Below are 23720 nucleotides of genomic sequence, written 5' to 3' on the forward strand. Positions count from 1 at the left end.
CCCCAACGGCAACCTGAGCCAAGACTGAACAAAGGCATCAGCAGCGTAACTTACAATCCTTTCAACAAACCCGTAACGGTCGACTTGGGCGGCAATTTGGTAGTACTCATGAAACCAGTTTGTCCAATTATTTTAATAATAAATTAATATGTTTAATGTTAAAATATTAATGGCATTGATCCCGTGTTTTTTATTTTTCTCTTGCACTAATATACCATCTGGTTATGATGAAAAAGAAAAAGCATTATTGGACCGGGTTAAACCAGGCATGACAAAAAATGAAGTTATTAAAATTTTAGGTCAACCAGATAATGTAGGTCATAGCTCAGTTGATTCTTTAGATTACGAGTTTATCTATTTTTCAAAAAATAAAATTGGATGGTCGACGGAACCTACCGTTAGCTTTCATGCAGATACAGTAGAATCTGCTACTTACGGGGATGGAGAGAATACAAATTAGTAGTGCTGAAAGGAGTAATTAAGCATTTTGAACCAACAGCCCATCTATTCCTTTTCCACAGTGTCTCCTGAAAGGGACGCTGCGAAAGGTGAGTGAGATGGCAATGTAGTGACAAGCGTAATCCTTGCGCCCCGGATAGCAACGAAAAGCCCGGAGCTGCCGTAGTGATGCATTCAACCCCGTTAATAGGCCTAAGTAAATTAGGTATAATGCCTTCGTAGCTTTCATTAATGCCTGTTGCGGTCATACAAAGCTACAAGGTCCCGGACAATTAATCATCGTCCGGGACCTTATGATGTAGCCTGGTTGGGAAAAGCGGGTGGAAGCGGCCATTGCGAAGCTGATGACCGCCCTATAGCAAATGGATCGCTCCCCGGCTGGCCGGTTAAAAGCCAAAGATCTCCTCGAGGCTAAGGGTTTTAACTGCTCCGTATTGCTTCAGATCAGCCAGGGCGATCTTCTTGTCAGAAGCAAGGATGCAGTAAGTATAGGGTTTGCCCGACAGCTGCTTCCGCTCAAAATTACTGATATCGGCAAAGCTGATCTTATCAAGACGCTCATACTTCACTTTCCGGATGTCGTAGCTGATGCCTTTGCGTTGGGCGTCGAGATAGCTTCCGAGGATGCCTTCATCGACAATGCGGTCCGTTTCCAGGGCGCTTTTAAGGCTGGCTTTAGCCGATTCGAAACCGGCCCTGGACTCCGGCATGTTGTTGATCAGTTCATTCATCCCGGCGATGGCATCGTTCATCTTATCGGCCTGGCTACCCACATAGCCAAAGAAGCTGTACGGGTCCTCTTTTTTATTGGGGATCATGTAGTAGGCGCCTGTAGCATAGGCCAGGGCCTTGGAGCCCCTGATCGTTTTGAAAACAAGGTTATCCATACCGGATGGTCCCGCGCCAAAGTAGTTATTGAACACATCAACCGTAAGCTCCTCTTCAGGGCTGTAGGCATCCGTATTCCGTACCCACCGTATCTCGGATTGCACCATATCGTAATTGGCAAACAGGACCTGGTTAGCCGTTTGCCGGCTATAGGTAAAGGTGGCGCCGCCGGGGTAGGATAAGAACTGTGCGGGTAGCGGATGATGGCGCTGTAACAATGCCGTTACCTTGTCCAGGGCAGCAGGCCCGTAATACATAATGGTATGCTTGTATTGCAGCAGGTTGTGCAGCATGTTTACCAGCTCTTCGCTTTTAAGATTGTCCAGTTCCTCGTTAGTCAATACATAATTAAACGGGTTTTTGGCGCCATAAGTAGCGTAGTATTGCAGCCCGCGTAAGATCACGTTTTTATTGAGCTTATAATCGGCCCTGCTTTTCCGTATCCTTCCTTTGAGTGCGGCAAGGGTGTGCTCATCGGGCTTGCAATGGGTAATGATATGCTCAAACAGCTGAACTGCTTTTTCAAGGTTTTCCTGGAGGCCCGATATCGTCACCGTCGTAAACTCCTGGCTTACGCTGACATCGTAGCTGCAGGCAATATCGTAGAAAGCCTTGCTGATCTGCTCAGAAGTGTATTTGTCGGTGCTGAGAAAGCTCAGGTAATTGCTGGCAACAGAAAGCTTCTTGTTGTTCCATTGTCCCATGTCAAAGCGGTAGTACAAAGAAAAGAGATCGTTGTCCTTATTGGGAACATAGAGCACATCTGCCGGCCCGAGCCTGGCTTTCCCGATCGCTTTGTCATAGTCGATCCATAAGGGCTGTACGGGTGTCGACGGCATCTCATTTATCTTGTCGATATAGGCCGACTGCAATCCTGCATTGGTTTCCACGGGCGTGATCGCAGGCTTTTCCACCTTGACAATATGTTTATCTTCACCTTTCCTTTTATACAGTACAGTATAGTTGTCTGCTCTGAAGAATTGGTTTGCGAAAGCAATGATCTGCTGCTTGGTCACTTTTGACAGCTCGTGGATATAGGCGACGTCTCTCTGCCATCCCTCGCCCCTGTTGTTGATAAAAGCGCTGGAGAGCTGCTCTACCCTGTTTTCGTTACTGGATAAGCCTCTTATCTGGCTCAGCTTCTGGTTGGCCACAATCGCTTTCAGCAACGATTCATCGAAGGCGCCCTTTTTAACCAGGTCGAGCTGGCCGAGCAACAGCTCTTTTACTTCCTCGAGCGATTGATCCTGCTTAGCGCTGGCCGACAGCCTGAAGATGCCATAGTCTTTATAGGGAAAATCAAGACCAGCGCTGGCCGACAATACTTTTTGCTGTTTGTTTAAATTCAGATCGATCAGCCCGGCTTCTCCGTTAAACAGGATGGCGCCCGTAATATCGGTCAGCAACCGCTCCCTGCTGCCTTCGGGCCCCGTACGGAACCCGATCTGAACCCTTTCGGCGCTGGGCCCGTAGATCTCGGTAACTACGGGTCCCTTTACTACGGGTTCTGGCGCATGCTCGTAAGCGGAAACCGGTTTGGGCTTCATATAGGCAAAATTCTCGTCGATAAGCTTTATCGCAGCATTGGTGTTAAAATCGCCCGCGAGAATAACTGCCATATTATTGGGGACATAGTATTGCTCATAATAGGCTTTGATTGCTTTTATGGAAGGATTTTTGAGATGCGCTATGGTCCCTATAGTTGTTTGCAGGCCGTAGTTTGTCGTCGGGAAAAGATTTTCGTGCAGGGCGTATAACAGCTTCCGGTCGTCGTTGTCAAGGGCGCGGTTCTTTTCTTCATACACGGCTTCCAGCTCGGTATGAAAGAGGCGCAGTACGGGGTTGCGGAAACGATCGGCCTGAATGCGCAGTAGCTTGTTCAGCGCGCTGGAAGGAATATTCTCGTCATAGACAGTCGACTCCAGCCAGGTGCCGGCATTGGTGCCTTGCGCGCCCAGGTCGCTCATCATTTTATTATATTCGCCGGCAATGGAAATTTTGGCGGCCAGCCCCGATACGCTATCGATCTCCCTGTACAGGGCCTTTCTCTTCTCTTTGTCAGTAGTCTGACCGTATGCCTCATACAGCGCTTCGATTTTATCCAGGTAAGGTTTCTCCTTTGCATAATCGGTTGTGCCAAAGTCTTCAGTGCCTTTGAACAGCAGGTGCTCCAGGTAATGTGCCAGCCCCGTATGGTCCCGGGGATCATTGTTGCTACCCGTCCGGACCGCAATTTTCATAGCGATGCGCGGTTCCTTTTTATTTTCGGTGAGGATGACGGTAAGACCGTTCTTCAAAGTATAGAACCGGGTTTTCATGGGATCGTTGGATACATATTTATAGGCATACCCTCCGGAACTTCCCTGTTCCCATTTGTATTGGCCTGATTGAGCAAAAAGGAAGCCGGCATGCTGCGCCAGCAATACGGTGAACAATAGCAATGCGACTTTATTCTTCATTTTTCGGGAATTAGTGATCAAATATTTGATAGAACCGACCTGTTTTTCTGTACTGATTTTTGGGAGATAAAATAGTGTCTGAACGCCTTTGGTAATAAGGGTATGCGTTCGGCAGCTGTATAGCAATGTACTGACCTCCCAAAAATATACCGTACGTACAATAGCTGCTGTCCCCCTTTAGGGTGATTTTTCATAAGGATGTATTTTTTCGTTGTTGCCCGTGCCTGCGCACAACCTACACATAGCGCGGCTTCACAATGTCCTGATGATGCTGAGTTTGGCTGGTCTTCTTTTTCTACGGGCCAGGCCGCCGAAGCCTGCAACCCTTCCATTTAACGCTGCTTTAACCCCTACACGGATATGTTATTTTTAACTTTGTACGTTCTTAAAGCGTAATTTGTCTATCTTAGAATCATGATTAAGAAGGGTTTTGTCTGGGCCTTGCTGATGCTGGTTTGCAGCCTGCCGGCCATAGCCCAGGAAATGGTTTTTTCTGCACAGGCCAATGTGCAGAAAACGGGTATTAAAGATCAGTTCCAGGTTACTTATGTGCTGACTAATGCCCAGGGGGCATCCGATTTCAGACCGCCCACTTTCCCCGGTTGTTCCATCGCCGGCGGTCCCTACCAGAGCAACAGCAGCAGCACCACCATCATCAACGGGCAGATGAAGCAAAGCGCTTCGGTCAACATCACTTATGTGCTGGTCGCCAATAAGACCGGCGTCATTACCATTCCCCCGGCCAAAGTGAGCTACAACGGGAAAGATATTACCTCCAACACGGTAAGCATACAAGTAGTACCCGGTTCTCTCGCGCAGCAGCGTCAGCAGCGCATGAATCCCTATGGCGAAGATGACGATCCCTTTGCCATGCGCCAGTTCCAGCAGATGCTGCAGCAACAGATGCAGCAGCAGCGGGCACGCCGCCAGCAGGCTATGCAGCAGCAGAACAGCAACCTGGAGGAAATGAGCGAAAAGAACATCGGGAAGAACATCTTCATTAAGGTAGAAGTAGACAAGACCAATCCCTATGTAGGCGAGCAGATCACGGCCAGCTATAAGCTCTATACCCGCCTGGCCATGTCGGTCAACCTTACCCAGCTGCCTTCCCTGAACGGCTTCTGGAGCCAGGATTTCCAGATACCGAACCCGCCCAAGCCCAGGGAGGAAATTGTGAACGGCCAGCGCTACCAGGTATTCCTGCTGAAGAAATCGGCTTTGTTCCCCCAGCAGGACGGCACGCTTGAGCTCGATGCCGCCAAGGCGGAAGGCATGGTGCGCGTGATCCAGCAGGTGAAGGGCCGTAATCCCTTTGCCGACGACCAGGCCTTCGGCTCCTTCTTCATGGACGATCCTTTCTTCAACGACGACATGTTCTCGGGCTACAATTACAAGGATGTAGCCGTAAAGCTGTCGAGCCAGCCGGTGAAGATCAATGTACGTCCCTTACCCCCGGCCAACCAGCCGCCTTCCTTTACCGGGGCGGTGGGTAATTTTACGGTAAAAGCAACGCTGGATAAGAATAGCCTCAGCACGGATGATGCCGCGACGCTCACTTTTACCGTATCGGGCAGCGGCAACCTCAAGCTGATCGGTAATCCGAAGATCGGCTTCCCTGCCGAGCTGGGTGTATACGATCCCCAGATCACCGATACGATCACCGGCCGTAACCCGGCCATTACCGGGAGCAAGATCTTTGCCTACAGCATGAACCCGCAGACTCCCGGCGACTATGTGATCCCTTCTATTCCTTTCTCCTACTACGATCCGGCCAGCGGCAGCTACAAGACCATCAATACACAGCCGCTGTCTATCCATGTGACTAAAGGAAAACATTATACCGCTGCGGTGGCCGACAAAAGATTGCCCGGCGATATACACGATATCGATAAGAACAGCCTGGCGCTGAACAGCGGTGCTCCGCTGGTGAGCCGTACCTGGTATTGGATGCTGTACCTGCTGGGCTTTGCCGGCCTGATCCTGATGCTGGTGCGCCGCAAGCGCCAGGATGTATACGCCGGTAACCAGGCCCTCTTCCGAAATAAGAAGGCCAACAAGGTGGCCTGGAAAAGGCTGGCTACGGCACGCAGGCTGCTGCCGCAACAACAGCATAAGGAATTCTATGAAGAGGTGTCCAAAGCGATATGGCTGTACCTGAGCGATAAGCTGGTCATACCCCTGTCGCACTTGTCCAAGGACAACGTCGCCCTGGAGCTGGAGCACAAGCAGGTGCCCGTGGCCCAGATCGACCGGGTAAAACGCCTGGTGCTGGAATGCGAGATGGCGCTGTACAGTCCCAGCGGCGGGCAGCAGCAACGGCAGCATACCCTGGATGAAGCCGCCGGCCTGATCGGCGAGCTGGAAAATGTTCTGAAAAATAAAAACAACGTATTGCAACATGCAGGTTAAAGGGCACAAACAGGTACTGGGCAGGATATTGATGCTACTGGCGTTGCTCCTGCCCGCAGCAATTCCGGCAGGGGCCGGCAATAAAACGGCCGATGAGGCCCTCTGGCAGAAAGCGAATATTTTATATGCACAGAGACAATATGACAGCGCTGCGGCCTGCTACGAGGCTTTGCTGCAGGGCCATCCCCGCGATGCCCGCCTGCAGTACAACACAGGCAATGCCTATTATCGCCTCAACAAGGTAGGCGCCGCCATATTGCATTATGAGAAGGCTGCTTTTCTTGACCCGGGCAACCCACTGGTGAAGGACAATCTGCTGCTGGCGAAAGGACGTGTGCAGAACCCCCTGCCTGAAACGCAGCCGATCTTTTTCGTGACCTGGTGGAAACACCTGCTGCAGGCCTTCAGCAGCGATGTGTGGGCGGTATTGTCCCTGCTGGTTTTCCTGGCCACTATGGTGCTGGTCTACCTGGCGCGGGTGCGGAAAGAACGCTTTGCCCACTCGGGGCGCTGGCTTTCACTCGGCATCGTCAGCCTGCTCATCTGCGGCTGCATGACCTGGTTCACCAATGATGCCGCGGGCAACAGCCGCAAAGCAGTAGTGCTGCAAACCGGTGCGAACCTTGTCGATGCCCCGCGCATGACGGGCAAAACGCTGGGCAGCCTGCCCGAAGGTACCGTGGTGGAGATCAACCAGGAAGACGGGCGCTTTATGAATGTGAAGTTGCCTAATGGCCGCGAGGGCTGGATTGCTGCATCGGCAGTGGAGAAGGTCTGAGCTGGAAAAGTATCCGCTTGTATCGACAGCGCGCAAAAGCGAGTGGGCCTGCAGCTGCAGGCCCACTCGCTTTTGTATACGATTACTTATTGGTCAGTATCTTCCAGTAGAAGGATGGCCGGCGCAGCAATGCCCGCACATCAAGGTCGGCAAACATGCTGGTCATGGTATCGCGCAGGGCCGGGCTTTTATTGGCCTTGTTGACCACCAGGTTAAAGAGCCAGGGATAACGTACCAGCTTCTGCATCGTGTAGCTCAGCTTAAGCTCGTCGCCGATGCGGCGAAACAGAACATCGCCATAGTGTTCCTGGAGGAAGCTGTCGTCGAAACGCTGCGCCTGTAGCGCCTTACCGGCGGCTTCGGCAGCCAGCATACCGCTGTACAGCGCATTCCCGATACCTTCGCCGGTAAAGGGATCGATCAGCGCAGCCGCATCGCCGGTGATCAGGAAATGCTCGCCCGATACTTTGACCGCGCCGACACCCATAGGCAATCCCCAACCATAGATCTTACCGCTTGGCCGGGCGTGGGCGAAGCGTTCGCGGATGTTGGGATTTTCGCTGATGGCAAGTAGCATGACTTCCCGGAGGTTGATCTTCTTTTTGCGTACCAGCACGGCGTCCATACCGATGCCCACATTGGCAGCGCCGCCGGGCAGGGGGAAGATCCAGAAATAGCCGGGCAGGATCTCCCTGAGGAAATGCAGCTCTATGAAATTCCGGGGATGCATGCCGGTTACGCCTTCATAATAACCCCTGAGGCCTACGGAAGCCGTTTTGGAGACCGCATCGCCCTGCAGCAGCTTGCGGCGGCAAATCCCTTTGTCGCCATCGGCGCCGATGAGCAGGCGGCAATGCACCGTGGTCTCCGGTCCCTCTCCTGTACGGTAGGTTACCGCATAGCCTTCCGGGGTACGGTCGAGGCTGGTTACGGTAGCGTCCTGAATCACGGTGGCTTGCGGGCCCTGTATCTTGCTGAACAGGAAATGATCGAAGTCCATGCGCCGCGAAGTAAAGCCTGGAGGCCTTTCCTGCTTGTTCTTCGAACGGAAAGGGATATCGATCGCTTTGCCGTTGGGCGCAGCAAAGGTGACGCCGAAGCTGGGCAGGAAATGCGCCTCGTCGGAAAAGATCTCATCCAGCAGCGCAGGATCGGCCTTGCCCAGCACGAAGGCCGTTTTGCCGCTGCAGCCGTCGCCGCATATCTTGTCCCGGGGAAAACGGTCTTTTTCCAGGATCAGGTGGGGGATGCCGGCCTGGCTCAGAAATAGAGAGGCGCCTGCGCCGGCAGGGCCGCAGCCGATAATGATCACCGGTAGGGTAGGCTTCATGATGGGATGGTGGCTTTAACAGGTAAAGGGAGCATAAAGGATAGCCGGAGCTCCCGCTATCCCCTTGCAGCGGAGGCTGTACCCGGAACAAGTTCTATACTATGCTCGGGAGGCATGCAGCGGTCAGGGTCGTTTATTCTTTCTCTATGATCCGGAGGAGGTCGCCTTCGATGCTCTTTTCAACAATCTCCGTTATGCGTCCCTTCTCCTTACCCTCTTTGAGCAGGATAATGGTCGGCACATTGGTGATCTGGTAAGGCTGCTCTTCGCCCTCCCTGCCTTTTTTGCTGCGGTCGAGGGCATACAGCTGCAGCTGCCGGTCGGATGGGTAATTGGTGGCGGTTAATACTTTGTACAGCTCGGGGATCAGCTTATGGGAGTCTTCGCACCAGGTACCGAGAAAGACGACCAGCTGGTACTCCTTCAGCTTGTCGGTCAGCAGCGCCAGCTCCTGCGGGTTGGGATCATATCGCGCAGCATTCTTCTCAAGGTGAAAGGCTTTGACCTCCCGTATATCGTCGAAGGTCAGCGGGCCTTTGTAGATCACTTCATCTTTATTGTCGCTCTTTACCATTTCAAAGTCGGACTTGTTCTGCGCCCTGGCGCCGGCAGCCCCGGCGATCAGCGCAGCGATCAGCATTATCTTCTTCATTACAAGCGGTCATTTACGGGATAAATTAAACAAGGCATAATTTTAGAGCTGTTCATGAATGCGCAGCAGCATATCCCGCAGGCCGGTGAGCGATTCCTTGAGGTCCAGCTTTTGGTTGACGCCTGTTTTCTCTGCTTTCAGCTTTTCGCGGGCGCCCTTAATCGTGTGCTTCTTCTCCTTGACCAGGTGATGGATCAGTCTTAGCTCGGCAATGTCTTTGGGGCTGTAAAGGCGGTCGCCTTTACGGGTCGTGCGGGGCTTCAGCTTAAATTCATTGGTCCAGAAACGGATATGGGAAGTATTTACAGCGAAGAGCTGTGCTACTTCGCCGATGGTGTAATATTTCTTATCAAGATTCCATTCGGGCAGGGGCACCACTTCTTCAAAGGCCTCGTCCTCCGCAGCAGCGGGCTCCGGTTCTTCAACCGGCTCCGGGTGGCGTGCAGCGGGCTTTTCTTTTTTGACCACACTAGCTTGCTGTATATCGAAAGGATAATCCCTGTGGATCAGCGCGGTGTAATCCAGCTGCACCAGCTCGCTCAGGATCTGGCGGTTCAGCTCTTCATCGGCGGTCTTTGCCTCATCGGCTGCCGGTGTTGCAGGTGTCTTCTCTGGTTCAGGGACGGTCGAAGGTGCTGCGACTGTGGCAGGTGGCTGCCCGGGCAGCTCAATCGAAATAAAAGAAGAAGGTGTTTCTGCGGTTTCCTCAGCAAAGGTGTTTTGTGTTCGGAGGACCGTCGCGTCGGGCGACTCGTCCAAAGCTTCAGCCGGGGGCGCCGCAACCGGGCTATCAGCGCCTTCTTCAATAAGCATCTCCGGCATTGCTTCTGGTACCGATGCTGCAGGCGCTTCGGTCCTGGCTTCTGTTTCCGCCGGAGCGGGTTCGGCAGCATCGGGCTTAGATGCCGCCGTCACCTTTTTTACGGGTTTTTTGGGCGCTTCCGTTTTCGGAAGAAAATCTTCATCATCAAATAACGTCAATACGCGGGCTTCCATATCAGAAAAGATTTGCAGCTAAGCAAACTTAATTAATTTTACAGTTTCTTTTGTTCATGCCATTACGATAACAAAGGTATCTATTTCCACTTACCGAAAAGATAAAAATGCCATAAGCCGTTTACCGAATCCAGGGGCGCAATAACCGAAAGCCATTTCCGATGGTTGCGGCCCAAACCTACTTTTGCCCTATTAAAACAACACCCATGCACAGAATTACACTATTTTTCCTGTTCACCCTTACCGCTGTGGCCGGTTATGCCCAGCAAGTGATTAAAGGCAAGGTGACCGATGGCCAGGGTCAGCCGGTGCCCGGCGCCAGCGTATCGCTGGAAAATACCCTCGACGGTACCAGCAGCGACACCAGCGGTGTGTTTGTGTTGAGCACCGCCGAAAAAGGCGACCAGGTCCTGGTGATCTCGGCCGTCGGCTACGAACCGATCAGCAAGCCGGTAAAAGTAGAAGAGGCTGCAGCGGCTCCGCTGGCTTTCAAAATGAATGCAGTAACCAATACCCTGGACCAGGTGAGCATTACTGCCGGCAGCTTCGGCTCGGCCGACGGCACGCAGAAAACGGTGCTGGAACCCCTGGATATCGTAACCACGGCCGGTTCGGGGGCCGATCCCATTGCCGCTATGCAGATGCTGCCCGGCGTGCAGAAGAACGGTACGCAAACCGGTATGATGGTGCGCGGCGGTGATGCCAGCGAGGCGGCGATCGTAGTCGACGGGCTTACACTGCAGAATCCCTTTTTCAGCGATGTGCCCGGCGTACAGCAACGCAGCCGTTTCGGGGCGTTCCAGTTCAAAGGGATCGCCTTCAGCAGCGGTGGCTACAGCGCCCGCTACGGGCAGGCCATGTCGTCTGTGCTGGAAATGAATACCCTGGATATCCCGGATAACAGCACGATCAACCTGGGCATCTTTATGGCCGGATTGTATGCTTCGGGTACCAAGCTGTTTAACGACAACAATATGAGCATTACCGCCTCGGCCAACTATACCAACCTGGCTCCTTTTTATGGTATTGCCAAAACCAATTTCGATTTCTACGATGTGCCCAAGGGCGGCGGCGGTTCCCTCAACTATATCTGGAAAACCAAGAGTGGTGGCCTGCTGAAGGTGATGGGCAATTATTCCCACACGAACTCGGGCATCCGCATCCCGAATCCTTTTGAGGCGGGACAAAATATGGACTTCGGGATCAAAAACGATAATGCTTATGCGCAGGCTACCTTCAGGCAAAACCTGGGCGAACAGTTCAAATGGTTTACGGCAACCTCCTATTCTTACAATAATGATGATACGAAATGGGGCACCTTCCCCACAGTGAGTAAGGAAAAGAGGGCGCAGGTACGCAGCGAGCTGACCTGGTTTGCGTCTACACGCTTCAACGTGGTTGCCGGCGGCGAGTTCCAGTACTTCGATGTCAACCGCACCTTCGATACCCTACCCGGCGGCTTTACCGAGCGGCAGATCGCAGGCTACCTGGAGGGAGAATGGACGCCCATACACTGGCTGGCCATCAAGCCCGGCCTGCGTTTCGAGCACAGCGAGCTGCTAAGCACCAGCACGCTGGCCCCCCGCTTGTCGGCTTCGGTGAAGACCAGCAAATACAGCTCTGCCTCTGTTGCCGGTGGTCTCTTCTACCAGAACCCCGACAAGCAATACCTGCTGCAGGGCTTTCGCCCGGAGCAGCAGATGGCCGTACATTATATTGCCAACTTCATGTACACCAAAAATGACCGTACGCTCAGGCTGGAAGGCTATTACAAGAGCTACGATCAATTGGTGCGCGAATTGCTGGGCGCTCCTTACGACCCCAATACCTACCGCTTCATCAACGGTGCTGTGGACAACAGCGGCCATGGCTATGCTACCGGCCTGGAGCTGTTCTGGCGCGATAAAAAGAGCGTGAAGAACCTGGACTACTGGTTGTCGTACAGCTTTATCAATACCAAACGGCTTTACCGCAACTATACAGCAGAGGCCACGCCCGACTTCATCTCGGATCACAACCTGAGCCTCGTAACGAAATACTGGCTGGAAAAGCTGAACTGTATGGTGAGCGGAACATTCAGCTATGCCAGCGGCAAGCCCTATTACAACCCGGCTAACCCGGTATTCCTGGGCGATAAAACTTCCTCTTACCAGAACCTGGCCCTGCAGGTGAGCCACCTGCGGTCTTTCGGCAAATGGTTTGCGGTGTTCTATGTGAGCGTGGACAATGTGCTGAACCGTAAGAATATTTTCGGATACCGCTATTCGGCCGACGGGCAAAGCCGTTACCCGATGCAGCCGGCCCTGTACCGCACTATCTTTGCGGGCATCAATATTTCTTTGAGTAAATTCGATAAGGACGAATTGTAGTTGCGTACGATAGTCAGAACCCGGCTTTTTGATCACGCTGCACCTGGCAGCAAAATATTATTCTTTACAGATGTCTACATCCAAGCAACCGGCAGCAGCGAAGCCCAGGCTGACACAGCTGCTCAAGCCTTATAGGGGCCTTATTCTCGGCCTGCTTCTGTTTGCCCTGCTCAGCAATGCGCTCAACCTGGTGGTGCCGAAAATTATCCAGAACGGCATCGACGATTTCGGGAAAGGCGGCTTCGGCATCGGCCGCGTAGCCTGGGAATTCGGCATTGCAGCGGTCCTCATCTTCGTGCTGCTGTACCTGCAAAGCATTATCCAGACCTATGCCTCGGAAAAGGTAGCGCGGGATCTGCGCAAGCAGCTGTCGGCCAAGATCAGCCAGCAAAGCTACCTCTATGTGCAGGAGGCGACGCCCGCCAGGCTGCTGACCAACCTGACCTCCGATGTGGATGCGATCAAAATGTTCGTGTCCCAGGCCATCGTATCTATTGTCTCTTCTATTGTGCTCATCATTGGCGCCAGCATGCTTCTGCTCAACATTAACTGGAAGCTGGGCCTGCTGGTGCTGGGCATCATTCCCATTATCGCAGTAACCTTCTTCCTGGTGCTGAAGCGCGTAAAAGTGCTGTTCAAAAAAGGACAGGAAGTGGTGGACTGGCTCAATAAGGTGATCAACGAAAGCATCCTGGGTGCGGCGCTGATCCGGGTGCTCAATGCGCAGTCGACGGAGTACAGCAAGTTCATGGATGCCAGCCTGGAAGGAAAGAACCTGGGTATGTCGATCCTGAAGCTCTTCGCCATGCTGATCCCCGTGATCGTGTTCACTTCCAACCTGGCGCGGCTGGGTGTGCTGACGCTGGGCGGCCACTATGTGATCGAAGGCAGCATGAGCCTCGGCGAGTTCGCAGCCTTCAGCAGCTATATCTCGATCCTCATTTTTCCTATCCTCATCATCGGCTTCATGAGCAATGTGATCGCGCGCGCTTCGGCTTCCTACGGCCGTATTTATGCTACGCTGCATGCACCGGATACCGTCGACAACGGCACCGTAAGCCGGCAGCTTGAAGGTAATATTGCGCTGCAGAACATCACGGTGAAGTATGGTGAGAAAGCAGCATTGAAAGACGTTTCCTTTGAAGTGGCCGCCGGTAGCCGCACGGCCATCATAGGACCCACTGCCGCAGGCAAATCCCAGCTGCTCTACCTGCTTACGACCCTGATACAGCCCGATGAAGGATCGATTTCTTTCGACGGTATCCCGATAACAGAGTACCGGCAGGAAACCCTGCTAAGCCAGATCGGGCTGGCCTTCCAGGACAGCATTATCTTCAACATGAGCCTGAGAGAGAACATCGCCTTCAATGCAAAGGTAACAGAAGCGGCTATGGAGAAGGCAATCGCAACGGCGGAGCTGCAGGATTTCGTAGCAGGTCTGCCGCAGCAGCTCGACACGATCGTATCTGAAAGGGGAAACAGCCTGTCGGGCGGGCAGAAGCAGCGGGTAATGCTGGCACGGGCGCTGGCGATAGAACCGCGGATATTGCTGCTGGATGACTTTACGGCGAGAGTGGATGCGCACACCGAACAAAAGATACTGGCCAATGTGCAGCGCAATTACCCCGATATTACCCTCGTGTCGATCACGCAAAAGATTGCTTCAGCCAGGGACTACGACCAGATCATCCTGCTGATGGAAGGCGAGCTGGTGGCCAGGGGTACACATGAGGAACTGATGAGCAGCTGCCCGGAATACGTACAGATCTACGACTCGCAGCAATCGCTTCCGCACAGCCACTAGGCTGTAACCCGTAGCTGAAGCCTTTGCCCGAATCTTTCAATCTTTTAATAACCACATGAACTATAATCTCAACACCGATCAGAAGAGCGGCACCCGCGCGGCGGTGAAAAAAATGCTGCAGTTCATGGCTGCAGAAAAGAAGGAGCTGTACCTGGCCTTCTTCGTCATGATGCTGAATGCAGGTATTACGATGCTGACGCCTTACCTGATCGGCTATACGATCGATCATTATATACAGGCGGGGCAATACCAGGGCGTGATCCGTTTTGCCGGGTTGCTGCTGGTGCTGTACATCATATGGGCCGGTACCGAATACCTGCAGACCAAGCTGATGGGCGGGGTGGGGCAGCGTATGCTGTACAGCCTGCGCAACGCGGTGTTCAATAAGCTGCAGCAGTTGCCCGTAGCCTTTTTCAACCAGAACAAGAGCGGCGACCTTATTTCCCGCATCAACAGCGATACCGATAAGGTGAACCAGTTCTTTTCCCAATCGCTGATGCAGTTTGTCGACAGTATCTTTACCATGCTGGGTGCCGCTATATTCCTGGTCAGCATTAATGTAAAGCTGGGCGCTGCTTCGCTGGCGCCGGCAGTGCTGATCCTGCTGTTTGTGCAGCTCGTATCGGCCTGGGTAAAGAAGAAGAATGCGGCCAGCATGAAGAGCACCGGCGACCTGAGCGCGGAGATACAGGAGAGCCTGCAGAACTTTAAGACCATCATTACCTTCAACCGGCGGGATTATTTCCGCAACGGCTTCGATGAAGCCAATGAGAAAAACTACAAGTCGGCCATTAAAGCAGGGCTGGCCAATAACGTCTTTACGCCTGTCTTTACCCTGTTCTCCAACGTGGCGCAGCTGGTCGTGCTGGTATATGGTATTTACCTCATTACACAAGGGGAGTTTACGATCGGTCTGCTGATCAGCTTTATTGCCTATGTGCAGAACTTCTACCTGCCTTTGCGGCAGCTTGCGGCGCTATGGGCGGGCTTCCAGGCGGCTATGGCTGCCTGGGACCGCATCGCGGTGATCCTGCAGCTGGAAGTGCCGCCCGCGATCACAGGGCAGGTGTCTGCAGCAGCAGAAGGGACGCCCCTGCTGGAGTTCCGCAAGGTATCCTTTCAATATCCCGATGGCAAGCAGGTACTGCATGATATTAACTTCAGGATGGAGGCGGGTAAAACCTATGCGCTTGTAGGCCCTACCGGCGGCGGCAAGACCACTACAGCTTCGCTGATCGCCAGGCTGTATGATCCTGTGGAAGGCATGGTGCTGCTTAACGGGCAGGATATAAGAACGTATCCCGAACAGGAACGTACCGAAGCGATCGGCTTTATCCTGCAGGAGCCCTTTCTCTTCAGCGGTACGATCAGGGACAATATCATTTATGGCAATGCGAAATACAAAGACAGCAGCAAAGAGCAGCTGACGGCTGTATTGCAGGAGGCCGGACTGGAGCAATTGCTGGCCCGCTTCGACCAGGGCCTGGATACACCAGTAAATGCCGGCGGAGATGGGATCAGCCTGGGACAGAAACAGCTGATTGCCTTTGTCCGCGCGGTATTGCGGCAACCCGCCCTGCTGATCCTGGATGAAGCGACTGCCAACATCGATACGGTAACGGAGCAGCAGCTGCAGCAGATATTGGAACGGCTGCCGGCGGAAACCACCCGGGTGATCATTGCCCACCGGCTGAATACCATCGAGAATGCGGATGAGATCTTTTTCGTCAATGCCGGCTCGCTGCAGATGGCCGGTTCGCTGGATAATGCCTTGCACCTGCTGCTGGAAGGCAAAAGGGAAAGCTGACTTGCTTTTCAAAGACTGAATGAAGCGGCCCCGGATGAGGGCCGCTTCATTTCTTTACAGAAAATCAGAACCAGCCTTTCTTGCGGAAGAAGAGGAGCATCAATACTGAAACGGAGAGCATGGTGCCTACGGCGATGGCAAAGCCATGCTGGTGATGGGCATAAGGGATCTTGTCGAAGTTCATCCCGAAGATACCGCCGATCACTGTGGCAGGCGCCAGCAACGTGGTGACCACGGTCAGTATTTTCATCACCTCGTTCATGCGGGTATTGACCTGGTTCATGTACAGGTCCTGGACGTTGATCGCCATTTCTCTGTAGTTCTCGTTGTATTCGATGGCGAGAACGATATGATCGTATACGTCCTTAAAATATTTACGGTTCGCGGCATTGATCAGTGGGTTTTCGGAATGCCAGAATGAAGTGATCAGCTCCCGTACCGGTGTAATGGCTCTTTTGACCACCATGATCTCGTGCCGGAGCAGGGTGACTTTCAGCAGGATGGAGCTGTTGGGTTTGGTCACGACCTCATCTTCCAGCCGTTCGAGCCGCTCCGACAACTTTTCCAGCACGGTAAAGTAATCGTCCACGATGGCATCCATGAGGCTATAAGCCAGGTAATCGGGTGAATCCTTTTTCCGGATAGGCGCCGCTTCATTCTTGAGCCGTTCTCTTATAGGATTGAACGGGTCCTGCTGCGGATCGGGCTGGAACGAGATCAGCAGGTTTTTCATGAGCACCATGCTGAGCTGCTCGGCCTGTACCATACCCGTGTCGTTATTGTAAGAAAGCATCGGCATCAGGCAGAACATGTGCGTTTCCATATCGTCGGCTTTTGCCCTTTGCCCTGTGCTCAGGATATCTTCGACCAGCAGGGGATGGATATCGAACTGGCTGCACAACGCTTCCACTTCATGCTTACGCAGACCATCGACATTGATCCAGGTAACCGATTCGGGGCGCACATGTGTCGCGCATTCCTGCAGCGACGACGTGGTCAGGTGCGTCATGCGCTGGTGGTTATAATTGTAGTTGGCGTATACCGTGGGCGTATCCGCCGGGGTAACGATCGCCCGCTTGGGATTGAACGTGTTCAGCTTTTTCCTTTTTGTCAGGGAAGGAAGCAATTGCCTCAGGGTCTTTTTATAAGCTGTCCGGAAAGCCACGGCCGTATTATTTTAAATGAAAAAAGAGGACACGCCGGGTGTCCTCTTTCAAAAGTAAATAATTTATTTATTGCCAGCGGGGGCCGCCGCCTTTTGCATTAAAGAAAAATCCGACTGAGATACCGCCGCCGGAATTGCGGAAGCAATTATCGCTGTCGCCGCCGGGAGCTACATTCAGCAGGCCGATGCCGTAATAGGCCCGGAAATAGAGGCCGAAGGGCAGTTCGTAACCTACAGTTGCATTGGCGCTGAGGTCGAAGAACCGGATCTGATCTTTCTTCCTGTCGTTGCCCACATAGGCGCTATGATCGTAACGGGATGTGGTAGGGACGCCGTTCAGCACACGGTCAAAGTCCTGTTTGAACCAGCCTCCTACCGCGAAGTTGAAGGAGGGGCCGATGCCTACGAAAAAGTGCGGATCATCGTATTCTTTGCCTGTCTTATACAGGGCATATACCGGAACCTGGATATAGGAGATACCGTAATTCCTGCGGTCGCGCTCGCCGGCCGGTGTGCCTGCATCTGTTTTATAATTTCTTTCAAAATAGCTTTCCGTGCCGTTGTTCAGCGAGAGGAAAGCGCCGGGTTGTATGGAAAAATATTCGTTGATCTGGAAATCGGCGGTACCACCGATCCGGAAACCAAGCTGGTAGTTGGTCTCACCGCTGATACCTTTCAGCTTTTGCGACATGGTGGTCAACGTTACGCCGGCTTCGGGACCCACTTTGATACTCTGTGCGAATGCTGCCGTACCAATGCCCAGCAAAGTAACGATGCTTAAAATTTTTTTCATGTTGCGCTTTTTGATCAAACAAAGATAATTTTCCTCACGAAACTTTAAAACTTTTACCTAAAAATATTAGGTCCAGCGGGCTTCAATAAGGGTCCAGGCTCATCTTTATAGAGGCCCGGGTGCCCAAGACGGCATCGCCTTCCTTTATTTCGGCAACCTCGATCTCTATTTTGTGCTGCTGTATTTTTTTCAGGTGTTCCGTTCGCTTTCTCAGGTTAACGAGCCCGAACGATTCATAGAGCCTGTTCTTGCTTTGCAGCGACTGCCTGATGCCGATCCCGTTGTCTTCAATAACGACATGCAGCAGGTTGTCTTTTTCGAATACATGGATGCGTACCAGGCTGCTGGCCGACTGCCTGGGCAGCAGGCCATGCTTCACGGCATTCTCCACCAGCGGCTGGATCATGAGCGGAGGGATCATAATGTCGTCGGTCTCCACGTCTTCCCCCACTTCGATCTCGTAATTGACCAGCTCCTTAAAACGCAGCTTTTCCAGGTTCAGATAGTTCTCGACCAGGTTGAGCTCCTGCTGCAGCGAAATGAAGCCCCTGGAAATATTGTTCATATTCTGCCGTACCAGGTCGGAAAAGATAACCAGGTACTCATTTGCTGTTCGTTTTTCATCCTTATTGATGAGACCCTGGATATTGTTGAGGCTATTGAAGATAAAATGCGGGTTCATCAGGGCGTTCAGCGCTTTGTATTCCGACTGCTGGTATTTCATATCGGCTTCATGTTCCTTTTGTTTTTGGCGCAGGTTGAGCCAGGTAAGCACCAGCACCACACACCATACCAGGGCTATCAGGGCGAGGATACATAGCGCAATGAACCACCAGGTAGCCCAGTAGGGTTTCAATATGGTCAGATGGAGCGATATGGGCGCCGAGTAGCTGCTGGAAAGTGTACGGGAGCGGACCTTAATGGTATATTCGCCGAAGCCGGGTGTATTCAGGTTGATCTCATTGCCGGTAATGGCGGTCCACTCTTCGCGTCCGTCCTGTGTAATAGAATACTCGCAGCTCAGCTCCTTGCTGAGAAAAGATATATTGTCGAAAACGATATTGACGCTCCTGGATTCGTAATAGGGAATAGTGATATGCGGCCGTACAGGATAGCTGCGGTCGCGGGTCCGGAAAGCAGCGAATACGGGCGCCGGCGGCGGTGTTTCCCGCAGGAGAATGTCCGTTTTGAGCTTGCTGATATTGCCTTCTTTAAAGAAGTAGCAGTATCCCATATCGGCAATAACATATTCTGCCTGCTGGGGAAGGAAAGGATCTTCGATGATCTTTACGGAATAGCGCGGTGCGGCGCCTTTCTTCCCCGGATAGAGCGTGAGCAGGCGGTAATAATTGTTGGTCGAAACAATAAGGTGGTGCTCATCCAGGGGATACAGCTTTTCCCAGATGCAGTTTTGATTATCGACGACGGCGATCCGGGGATTACGATCGTAGTCATTACAGATCAGCAGCCGGTTGTTGTCTGTTTTGCCTATAAGATAGCCGCCCCAGAAACCCATCTGTCGGAATACGATGTTCTGATAACCGGGAGGGCGGTGCACAACGGTATCTTCCAGCTTCAGTATCCCGTCGATACGCGATACCCATACGGAATGGTCATAAGGATTTAATGTTCTGGCAGTGATCCGCTTGCCCCAGTCGTTTTTAGAGTCAAGCAGTATCGTCAGGGAAGCGTCTCCCCTGAAGAGGCGGGAGGCCGGGCTCCGGATAAGACGGCTGATGCTTGTGAGGTACAGGTAGTCGTCTACCCTGAATATCTCTTTCGTGACCCCACTCAGCTTGTCGTTGTTCAGGATAGGAGGAAGGGCCGTTTGTGTCGCGGTTCCCCCGGGTGATACGCTTACCCTGAATTGATAGAGATCGTGAAATTTAAGATAGCTGAGGCTGTCCCAGATCAGGTAATGGATATTGAAGAACCGGCTCTTCTTGGGATCGATGTAGCGTTTGCCGGTATAGAGCAGCTGTATGGAATCTTCCCTGAGCCGGTAAAAATTATCGAATTCGGTAACAAAAGAGATGGCATTGCCATAGCACGCTGCGCGCTGGACTCGGCCCTGGTAGCGTTTTTCAAGGTATACCTTACCGAGCAGGTCCCCGCTGATATAATAGACGCCGTCGTTCTTGGTGGCGATCCAGTAGTTGCCCGAGAGATCGGGACTGATGCCTGTTACATACACGTTCTTAAGAATGACATGGTTGTCCATCATCAGGAAAGAATCGATGCCGATCAGACGGTGCCCCCTGTGCACAGGATGGATGCAGGTAATACTATGTTTCTTTCCGTCGGTGTAGACCCGGACCGGTTTTTCGTCAAGCGTGTAAATCCCGTTGGGATTTATCAGTACCAGATCCTCTCCCGTAAACAAGCTTTGGCTGTAGCCGGCACCTTGGTATTTTCGCCGGTTCAGCATCCGCATCGCGGTATCGACATCGATTACCTCATTGGTGTACCACAGACGATAGGTTCCGGGGTTCATCTTTCTCGCATGCATGATCCTGGCATTGGCCGGCAATTGCTGGTTAATCTTCTCTGCATTGTATCGCCTGATCTGTTTGTTCTTGATATTGTAGATTACCCGCGCATCGCTGCTGACCGAAGTAAGGCTGCTGTCGTACTCGATCAGGAAGCGGGTATAGGTCGGCGGGCTTCCCGGTGGCGGTTTGAGCCAGGGGGTATTGACAACGGAGTGAAAAGATCCGTCTTTGTAATAGCAGAAATCACCCTTGAAGCTGAAGACCCAGATACGGTTGTCGGTATCTTCCATAAACCCGAATACTTCATTGTCGGTAAGGCCATCGCTGGTGGTAAAATTGGTAAAGCGGGTACCATTAAAACGGGAAGCACCTTTGTCCGTAGCAAACCAGATATATCCCTTGCTGTCGACAAACGAGCTGTAGGTCAGGTCGGAAGGAAGCCCGTCGCTTGTGTTAAAATGCAGCATGGCAATGGACTGCGCATGGGCAGTCGAGGGGCATTTTAAACAGGCCAGCAAAAGAATAAGAAAGTATCGGTACATCATCGGTAGTGGCTGGCTTTATTGGGCTACACGGTTATGCTTTCTGAAGTCGATCGTAATAATAGCTATGCTCCCTCTTGCCGCTCCTTCTTCCGGCCCCAGCTCTTTCACTTCTATGGTTATCCGGTGCTGCTGTATCTTCCTGAGATGCTCTGTTCTTTTCTGAAGATTGCTCAGGCCGAACGATTCATACAGTTGGTGGTTGCCTGCGGGTTTATAATTGAGTCCCACGCCATTGTCTTCGATCTCTATCACCAGCTGGTCGTCGTTTTCCTTTACCCGGATCCATATTTTGCCGCCGGCGGATTGCCTGGGCAGCAGCCCGTGCTTCACGGCGTTCTCCACCAGGGGCTGTATCATCAGCGGCGGTATCATGATGTCTTCTGTATCCACTTCTTCGCCGATCTCAACAGCATAGCTGACCAGCTCCTTAAACCTCAGCTGCTCCAGGGTGAGGTAATTTTCCACAAGGTTCAGCTCCTGCTGTAAAGAGATCAACCCTTTGGAAACATTATGCATATTCTGCCGGACAAGATCGGAAAAAATAACGAGGTATTCGTTGGCGGTCCGCTTTTCATCCTTGTTGATAAGCCCCTGGATATTGTTGAGGCTGTTGAAAATGAAGTGAGGGTTCATGAGGGCATTGAGCGCCTTGTATTCTGATTGCTGGTATTTCATGTCGGCGTCATGTTGTCGCTGCTTCCTGCGTATCTTTATCCGGCTTACCAGGAGTATGGCCAGCCATACCAGTGCAAGGAACACCAGGGCGCAGAGGGTAAGAAACCACCAGGTGGCCCAATAGGGTTTCAGCACTTTAAAGTGAAGTACCGCGACTTTTGAGTAACCGCTGGACAGTGTTCTGCCCCTTATTTTGACGGTATACGCTCCGAAACCCGGGTTGCTGAGCACGATCTCCGGACTGTTGATCGGGAACCATTCTTCTTTGCCGTTCTGTGAAATGCTGTATTCACAAAAGATATCGTTACCTACATAAGAAATACGATCAAATTCAATAGTGATATTGCGGGATTCGGCGTAAGGTACTTCGATCTGCCGGCTTAGGGAATAGCTATGCCTGCGGGTGTTTAAGGTAATAAAATGAAGCCGGGGTGGCGGTGTTTTGTCGAACAGAAGCGCTGTTTTTATGGCGATTATTGTCCCTTCTTTAAAGAAATAGCAATTGTCGGTATCAGCGGCTATATACTCGGCCCCCTGTGGTAAAAAAGCGTTTTCGATAGGCTGCAAGGTGTACCGGGGCTGGCCCGCAATACCGGGCGATCCAAGGGAAAGCAGCCAGTATTCACGATCGGAGGCGAGCAGCGCATGCTGCCGGTCTATAGGGTACACTTGCTTCCATAAGCGCTGGTCGTTGCGACTACTGTCCCAGGGATATGATGTATCCCGGATATTGCAGAGGATCAGTTTGCTGTTGTCGGTGATGCCTGCCATATAAGGACCCAATGCGGTAAACTGCTGGAACCGGAACGGTGGGAACCTGCTTATGTGCCCGGGGGTATCATCGACCAGGCGGTAAGTGCCGCTGGCATCGCAAAACCAGACTTGCTGGGTCTCGGAATCTATGGCTTTAGCGTATATCCTGTTGCTCTCGTCGTTATCGTCCTGCCTGACAAAATATGTTCTCAGAGGACGGTCAGAGCGAAAATCCTCTTTGTTTATTTTTATAATATTGCTGACAGAGAAAAAATAAAAGGAATGGTCTGTTTCGAAAGATGTTTTTGTATTCGCAATAAGTTCATAGGGAAAGTCGCCAATTATTTTCTGCCTGTGACGAAAAACTTGCAATCCGCTCTGGGCAGGCGATAAATAGTCATAATAAATAAAAGGATAAACGAGGGCTGTCAGGTATCCATAGTTATTGATAATGACCTGTCCCGGGCTGAATCGCATACTAAATTTATTAGCAGTGCAGTGCATGATCTTTTCGGTCTGAGTAGGTTTCAGACGATAGATATCACTCGTGGTGCTGCCGAAGTAAAGTTGGCCGGCAATGGACCTGGCGACGATCACTTTGCCGGTATATGCCGAAGGATAGTTGCGAATGACTGAAGGATCCAGGTTCGTTTTGTACATTCCCCGGCCTTCGGTAGCTATCCAGAAATTGCCCCCGATGTCCTTACCTACAAAGGTGATCTTCTCCGGGCTTCGGAATACCGTTTCCTGGTTTAAGTGCAGAATATGGTTTTCGGCGATCGCATAACGATAATCTGCTATGGGGAATATATAAGTACTCCCGATGGGAGCTGGTTTCTCACGAACACAGGCTTTCGTCAACAACCTGTTGTTCCAGTCGTATATCGCCGTATCATTGGCAAGAAAAATTGAGTCTGGCCAGTGCCCTACCAAGGGTTGGGTACTTTTTGTTTCCCGGATATGCATGAAGGTGTCTACACTAAGCCTCCAGCCTGGAGTATACAGGTAATAATGATTTGCATTAACCTTCCGTACCCCTGCAAAGCGGTCTTTAGCGTTTGGTGGGAGTAGAGACCTGGGTGTAGAAAATAACCTTAGCATAGTATCCTTTATTTCGACGAAATGATCTCCCGAATTAGACAAAAAGATTAAGCTGCCATCATTCTGGATATTTAAATGCGAGAAAAAAAGGCCGGCTTCAGGAGGAAGCCTCAGCCAGGGTGTATTGGCGGCAGTGTGCATAATCCCGTCTTGCAAATAGCACAGCGTTCCCTTATAGGTAGCAATCCATTGCCGGCCCTGTGGATCTTCTCTGCAGGAAAAGACATCGTTGCTGGGCAGGCCGT

At 52.0% G+C, this 23720-nt stretch carries 14 protein-coding genes; 6 read left to right on the forward strand and 8 right to left on the reverse strand.

Annotated elements, in window-relative coordinates:
* Window positions 1–148 precede the first annotated feature (148 nt).
* On the forward strand, window positions 149–460 hold the full coding sequence (bamE, locus tag DZC79_RS01740) for an outer membrane protein assembly factor BamE domain-containing protein (RefSeq protein ID WP_118949814.1): 312 nt from the start codon (window positions 149–151) through the stop codon (window positions 458–460).
* A 385-nt stretch (window positions 461–845) separates the two neighbouring features.
* Here the strand turns inward: bamE and DZC79_RS01745 are convergent, their stop codons facing one another.
* Entirely contained in the window at window positions 846–3806 is a 2961-nt protein-coding gene (locus DZC79_RS01745; RefSeq protein ID WP_118949815.1) for a M16 family metallopeptidase, read from the reverse strand.
* A gap of 414 nt (window positions 3807–4220) precedes the next feature.
* Here DZC79_RS01745 and DZC79_RS01750 point away from each other — a divergent pair, with 414 nt between their 5' ends.
* Window positions 4221–6215: a BatD family protein gene (locus tag DZC79_RS01750; protein WP_118949816.1), complete on the forward strand. Its 1995-nt coding sequence runs from the start codon at window positions 4221–4223 to the stop codon at window positions 6213–6215.
* Window positions 6205–6993: a tetratricopeptide repeat protein gene (locus tag DZC79_RS01755; RefSeq protein WP_118949817.1), complete on the forward strand. Its 789-nt coding sequence runs from the start codon at window positions 6205–6207 to the stop codon at window positions 6991–6993. The genes DZC79_RS01750 and DZC79_RS01755 overlap by 11 nt, the downstream gene beginning before the upstream one ends.
* A gap of 82 nt (window positions 6994–7075) precedes the next feature.
* Here the strand turns inward: DZC79_RS01755 and DZC79_RS01760 are convergent, their stop codons facing one another.
* The 3 genes from DZC79_RS01760 to DZC79_RS01770 all read right to left on the reverse strand — a co-directional run bounded on the left by DZC79_RS01760 (window position 7076) and on the right by DZC79_RS01770 (window position 9971).
* Window positions 7076–8323 carry a geranylgeranyl reductase family protein gene (locus DZC79_RS01760; protein ID WP_118949818.1) on the reverse strand — a complete coding sequence of 416 codons (1248 nt, stop codon included), beginning with the start codon at window positions 8321–8323 and terminating at the stop codon, window positions 7076–7078.
* 133 nt (window positions 8324–8456) lie between these two features.
* A complete protein-coding gene (locus DZC79_RS01765) occupies window positions 8457–8975 on the reverse strand; it encodes a thioredoxin domain-containing protein (RefSeq protein WP_118949819.1) in 519 nt (172 codons plus the stop codon).
* A 42-nt stretch (window positions 8976–9017) separates the two neighbouring features.
* Window positions 9018–9971, reverse strand: a complete 954-nt coding sequence (locus tag DZC79_RS01770) for a MerR family transcriptional regulator (RefSeq protein WP_198666728.1) — start codon at window positions 9969–9971, stop codon at window positions 9018–9020.
* A gap of 206 nt (window positions 9972–10177) precedes the next feature.
* On the opposite strand from DZC79_RS01770, the gene DZC79_RS01775 reads away from it, so the two are divergent.
* The 3 genes from DZC79_RS01775 to DZC79_RS01785 all read left to right on the forward strand — a co-directional run bounded on the left by DZC79_RS01775 (window position 10178) and on the right by DZC79_RS01785 (window position 15951).
* A complete protein-coding gene (locus DZC79_RS01775) occupies window positions 10178–12340 on the forward strand; it encodes a TonB-dependent receptor (protein ID WP_198666729.1) in 2163 nt (720 codons plus the stop codon).
* Window positions 12341–12410: 70 nt separating this feature from the next.
* A complete protein-coding gene (locus tag DZC79_RS01780) occupies window positions 12411–14144 on the forward strand; it encodes an ABC transporter ATP-binding protein (RefSeq protein ID WP_118950012.1) in 1734 nt (577 codons plus the stop codon).
* Window positions 14145–14199: 55 nt separating this feature from the next.
* Window positions 14200–15951, forward strand: coding sequence for an ABC transporter ATP-binding protein (locus DZC79_RS01785; protein WP_118949821.1), 1752 nt, complete (start codon window positions 14200–14202; stop codon window positions 15949–15951).
* A 64-nt stretch (window positions 15952–16015) separates the two neighbouring features.
* On the opposite strand, the gene corA is transcribed toward DZC79_RS01785, so the two are convergent.
* The 4 genes from corA to DZC79_RS01805 form a co-directional block, all read right to left on the reverse strand.
* A complete protein-coding gene (gene corA / locus DZC79_RS01790; RefSeq protein ID WP_118949822.1) occupies window positions 16016–17116 on the reverse strand; it encodes a magnesium/cobalt transporter CorA in 1101 nt (366 codons plus the stop codon).
* Window positions 17117–17183: 67 nt separating this feature from the next.
* On the reverse strand, window positions 17184–17909 hold the full coding sequence (locus tag DZC79_RS01795; protein ID WP_157976853.1) for a porin family protein: 726 nt from the start codon (window positions 17907–17909) through the stop codon (window positions 17184–17186).
* 82 nt (window positions 17910–17991) lie between these two features.
* Window positions 17992–20946 carry a sensor histidine kinase gene (locus DZC79_RS01800; protein ID WP_118949824.1) on the reverse strand — a complete coding sequence of 985 codons (2955 nt, stop codon included), beginning with the start codon at window positions 20944–20946 and terminating at the stop codon, window positions 17992–17994.
* Window positions 20947–20961: 15 nt separating this feature from the next.
* On the reverse strand, window positions 20962–23235 hold the full coding sequence (locus DZC79_RS01805; RefSeq protein ID WP_232831733.1) for a sensor histidine kinase: 2274 nt from the start codon (window positions 23233–23235) through the stop codon (window positions 20962–20964).
* Window positions 23236–23720 lie beyond the last annotated feature (485 nt).

The sequence above is a fragment of the Taibaiella helva genome, from assembly GCF_003545695.1.
GTDB classification, from domain to species: domain Bacteria; phylum Bacteroidota; class Bacteroidia; order Chitinophagales; family Chitinophagaceae; genus Taibaiella; species Taibaiella helva.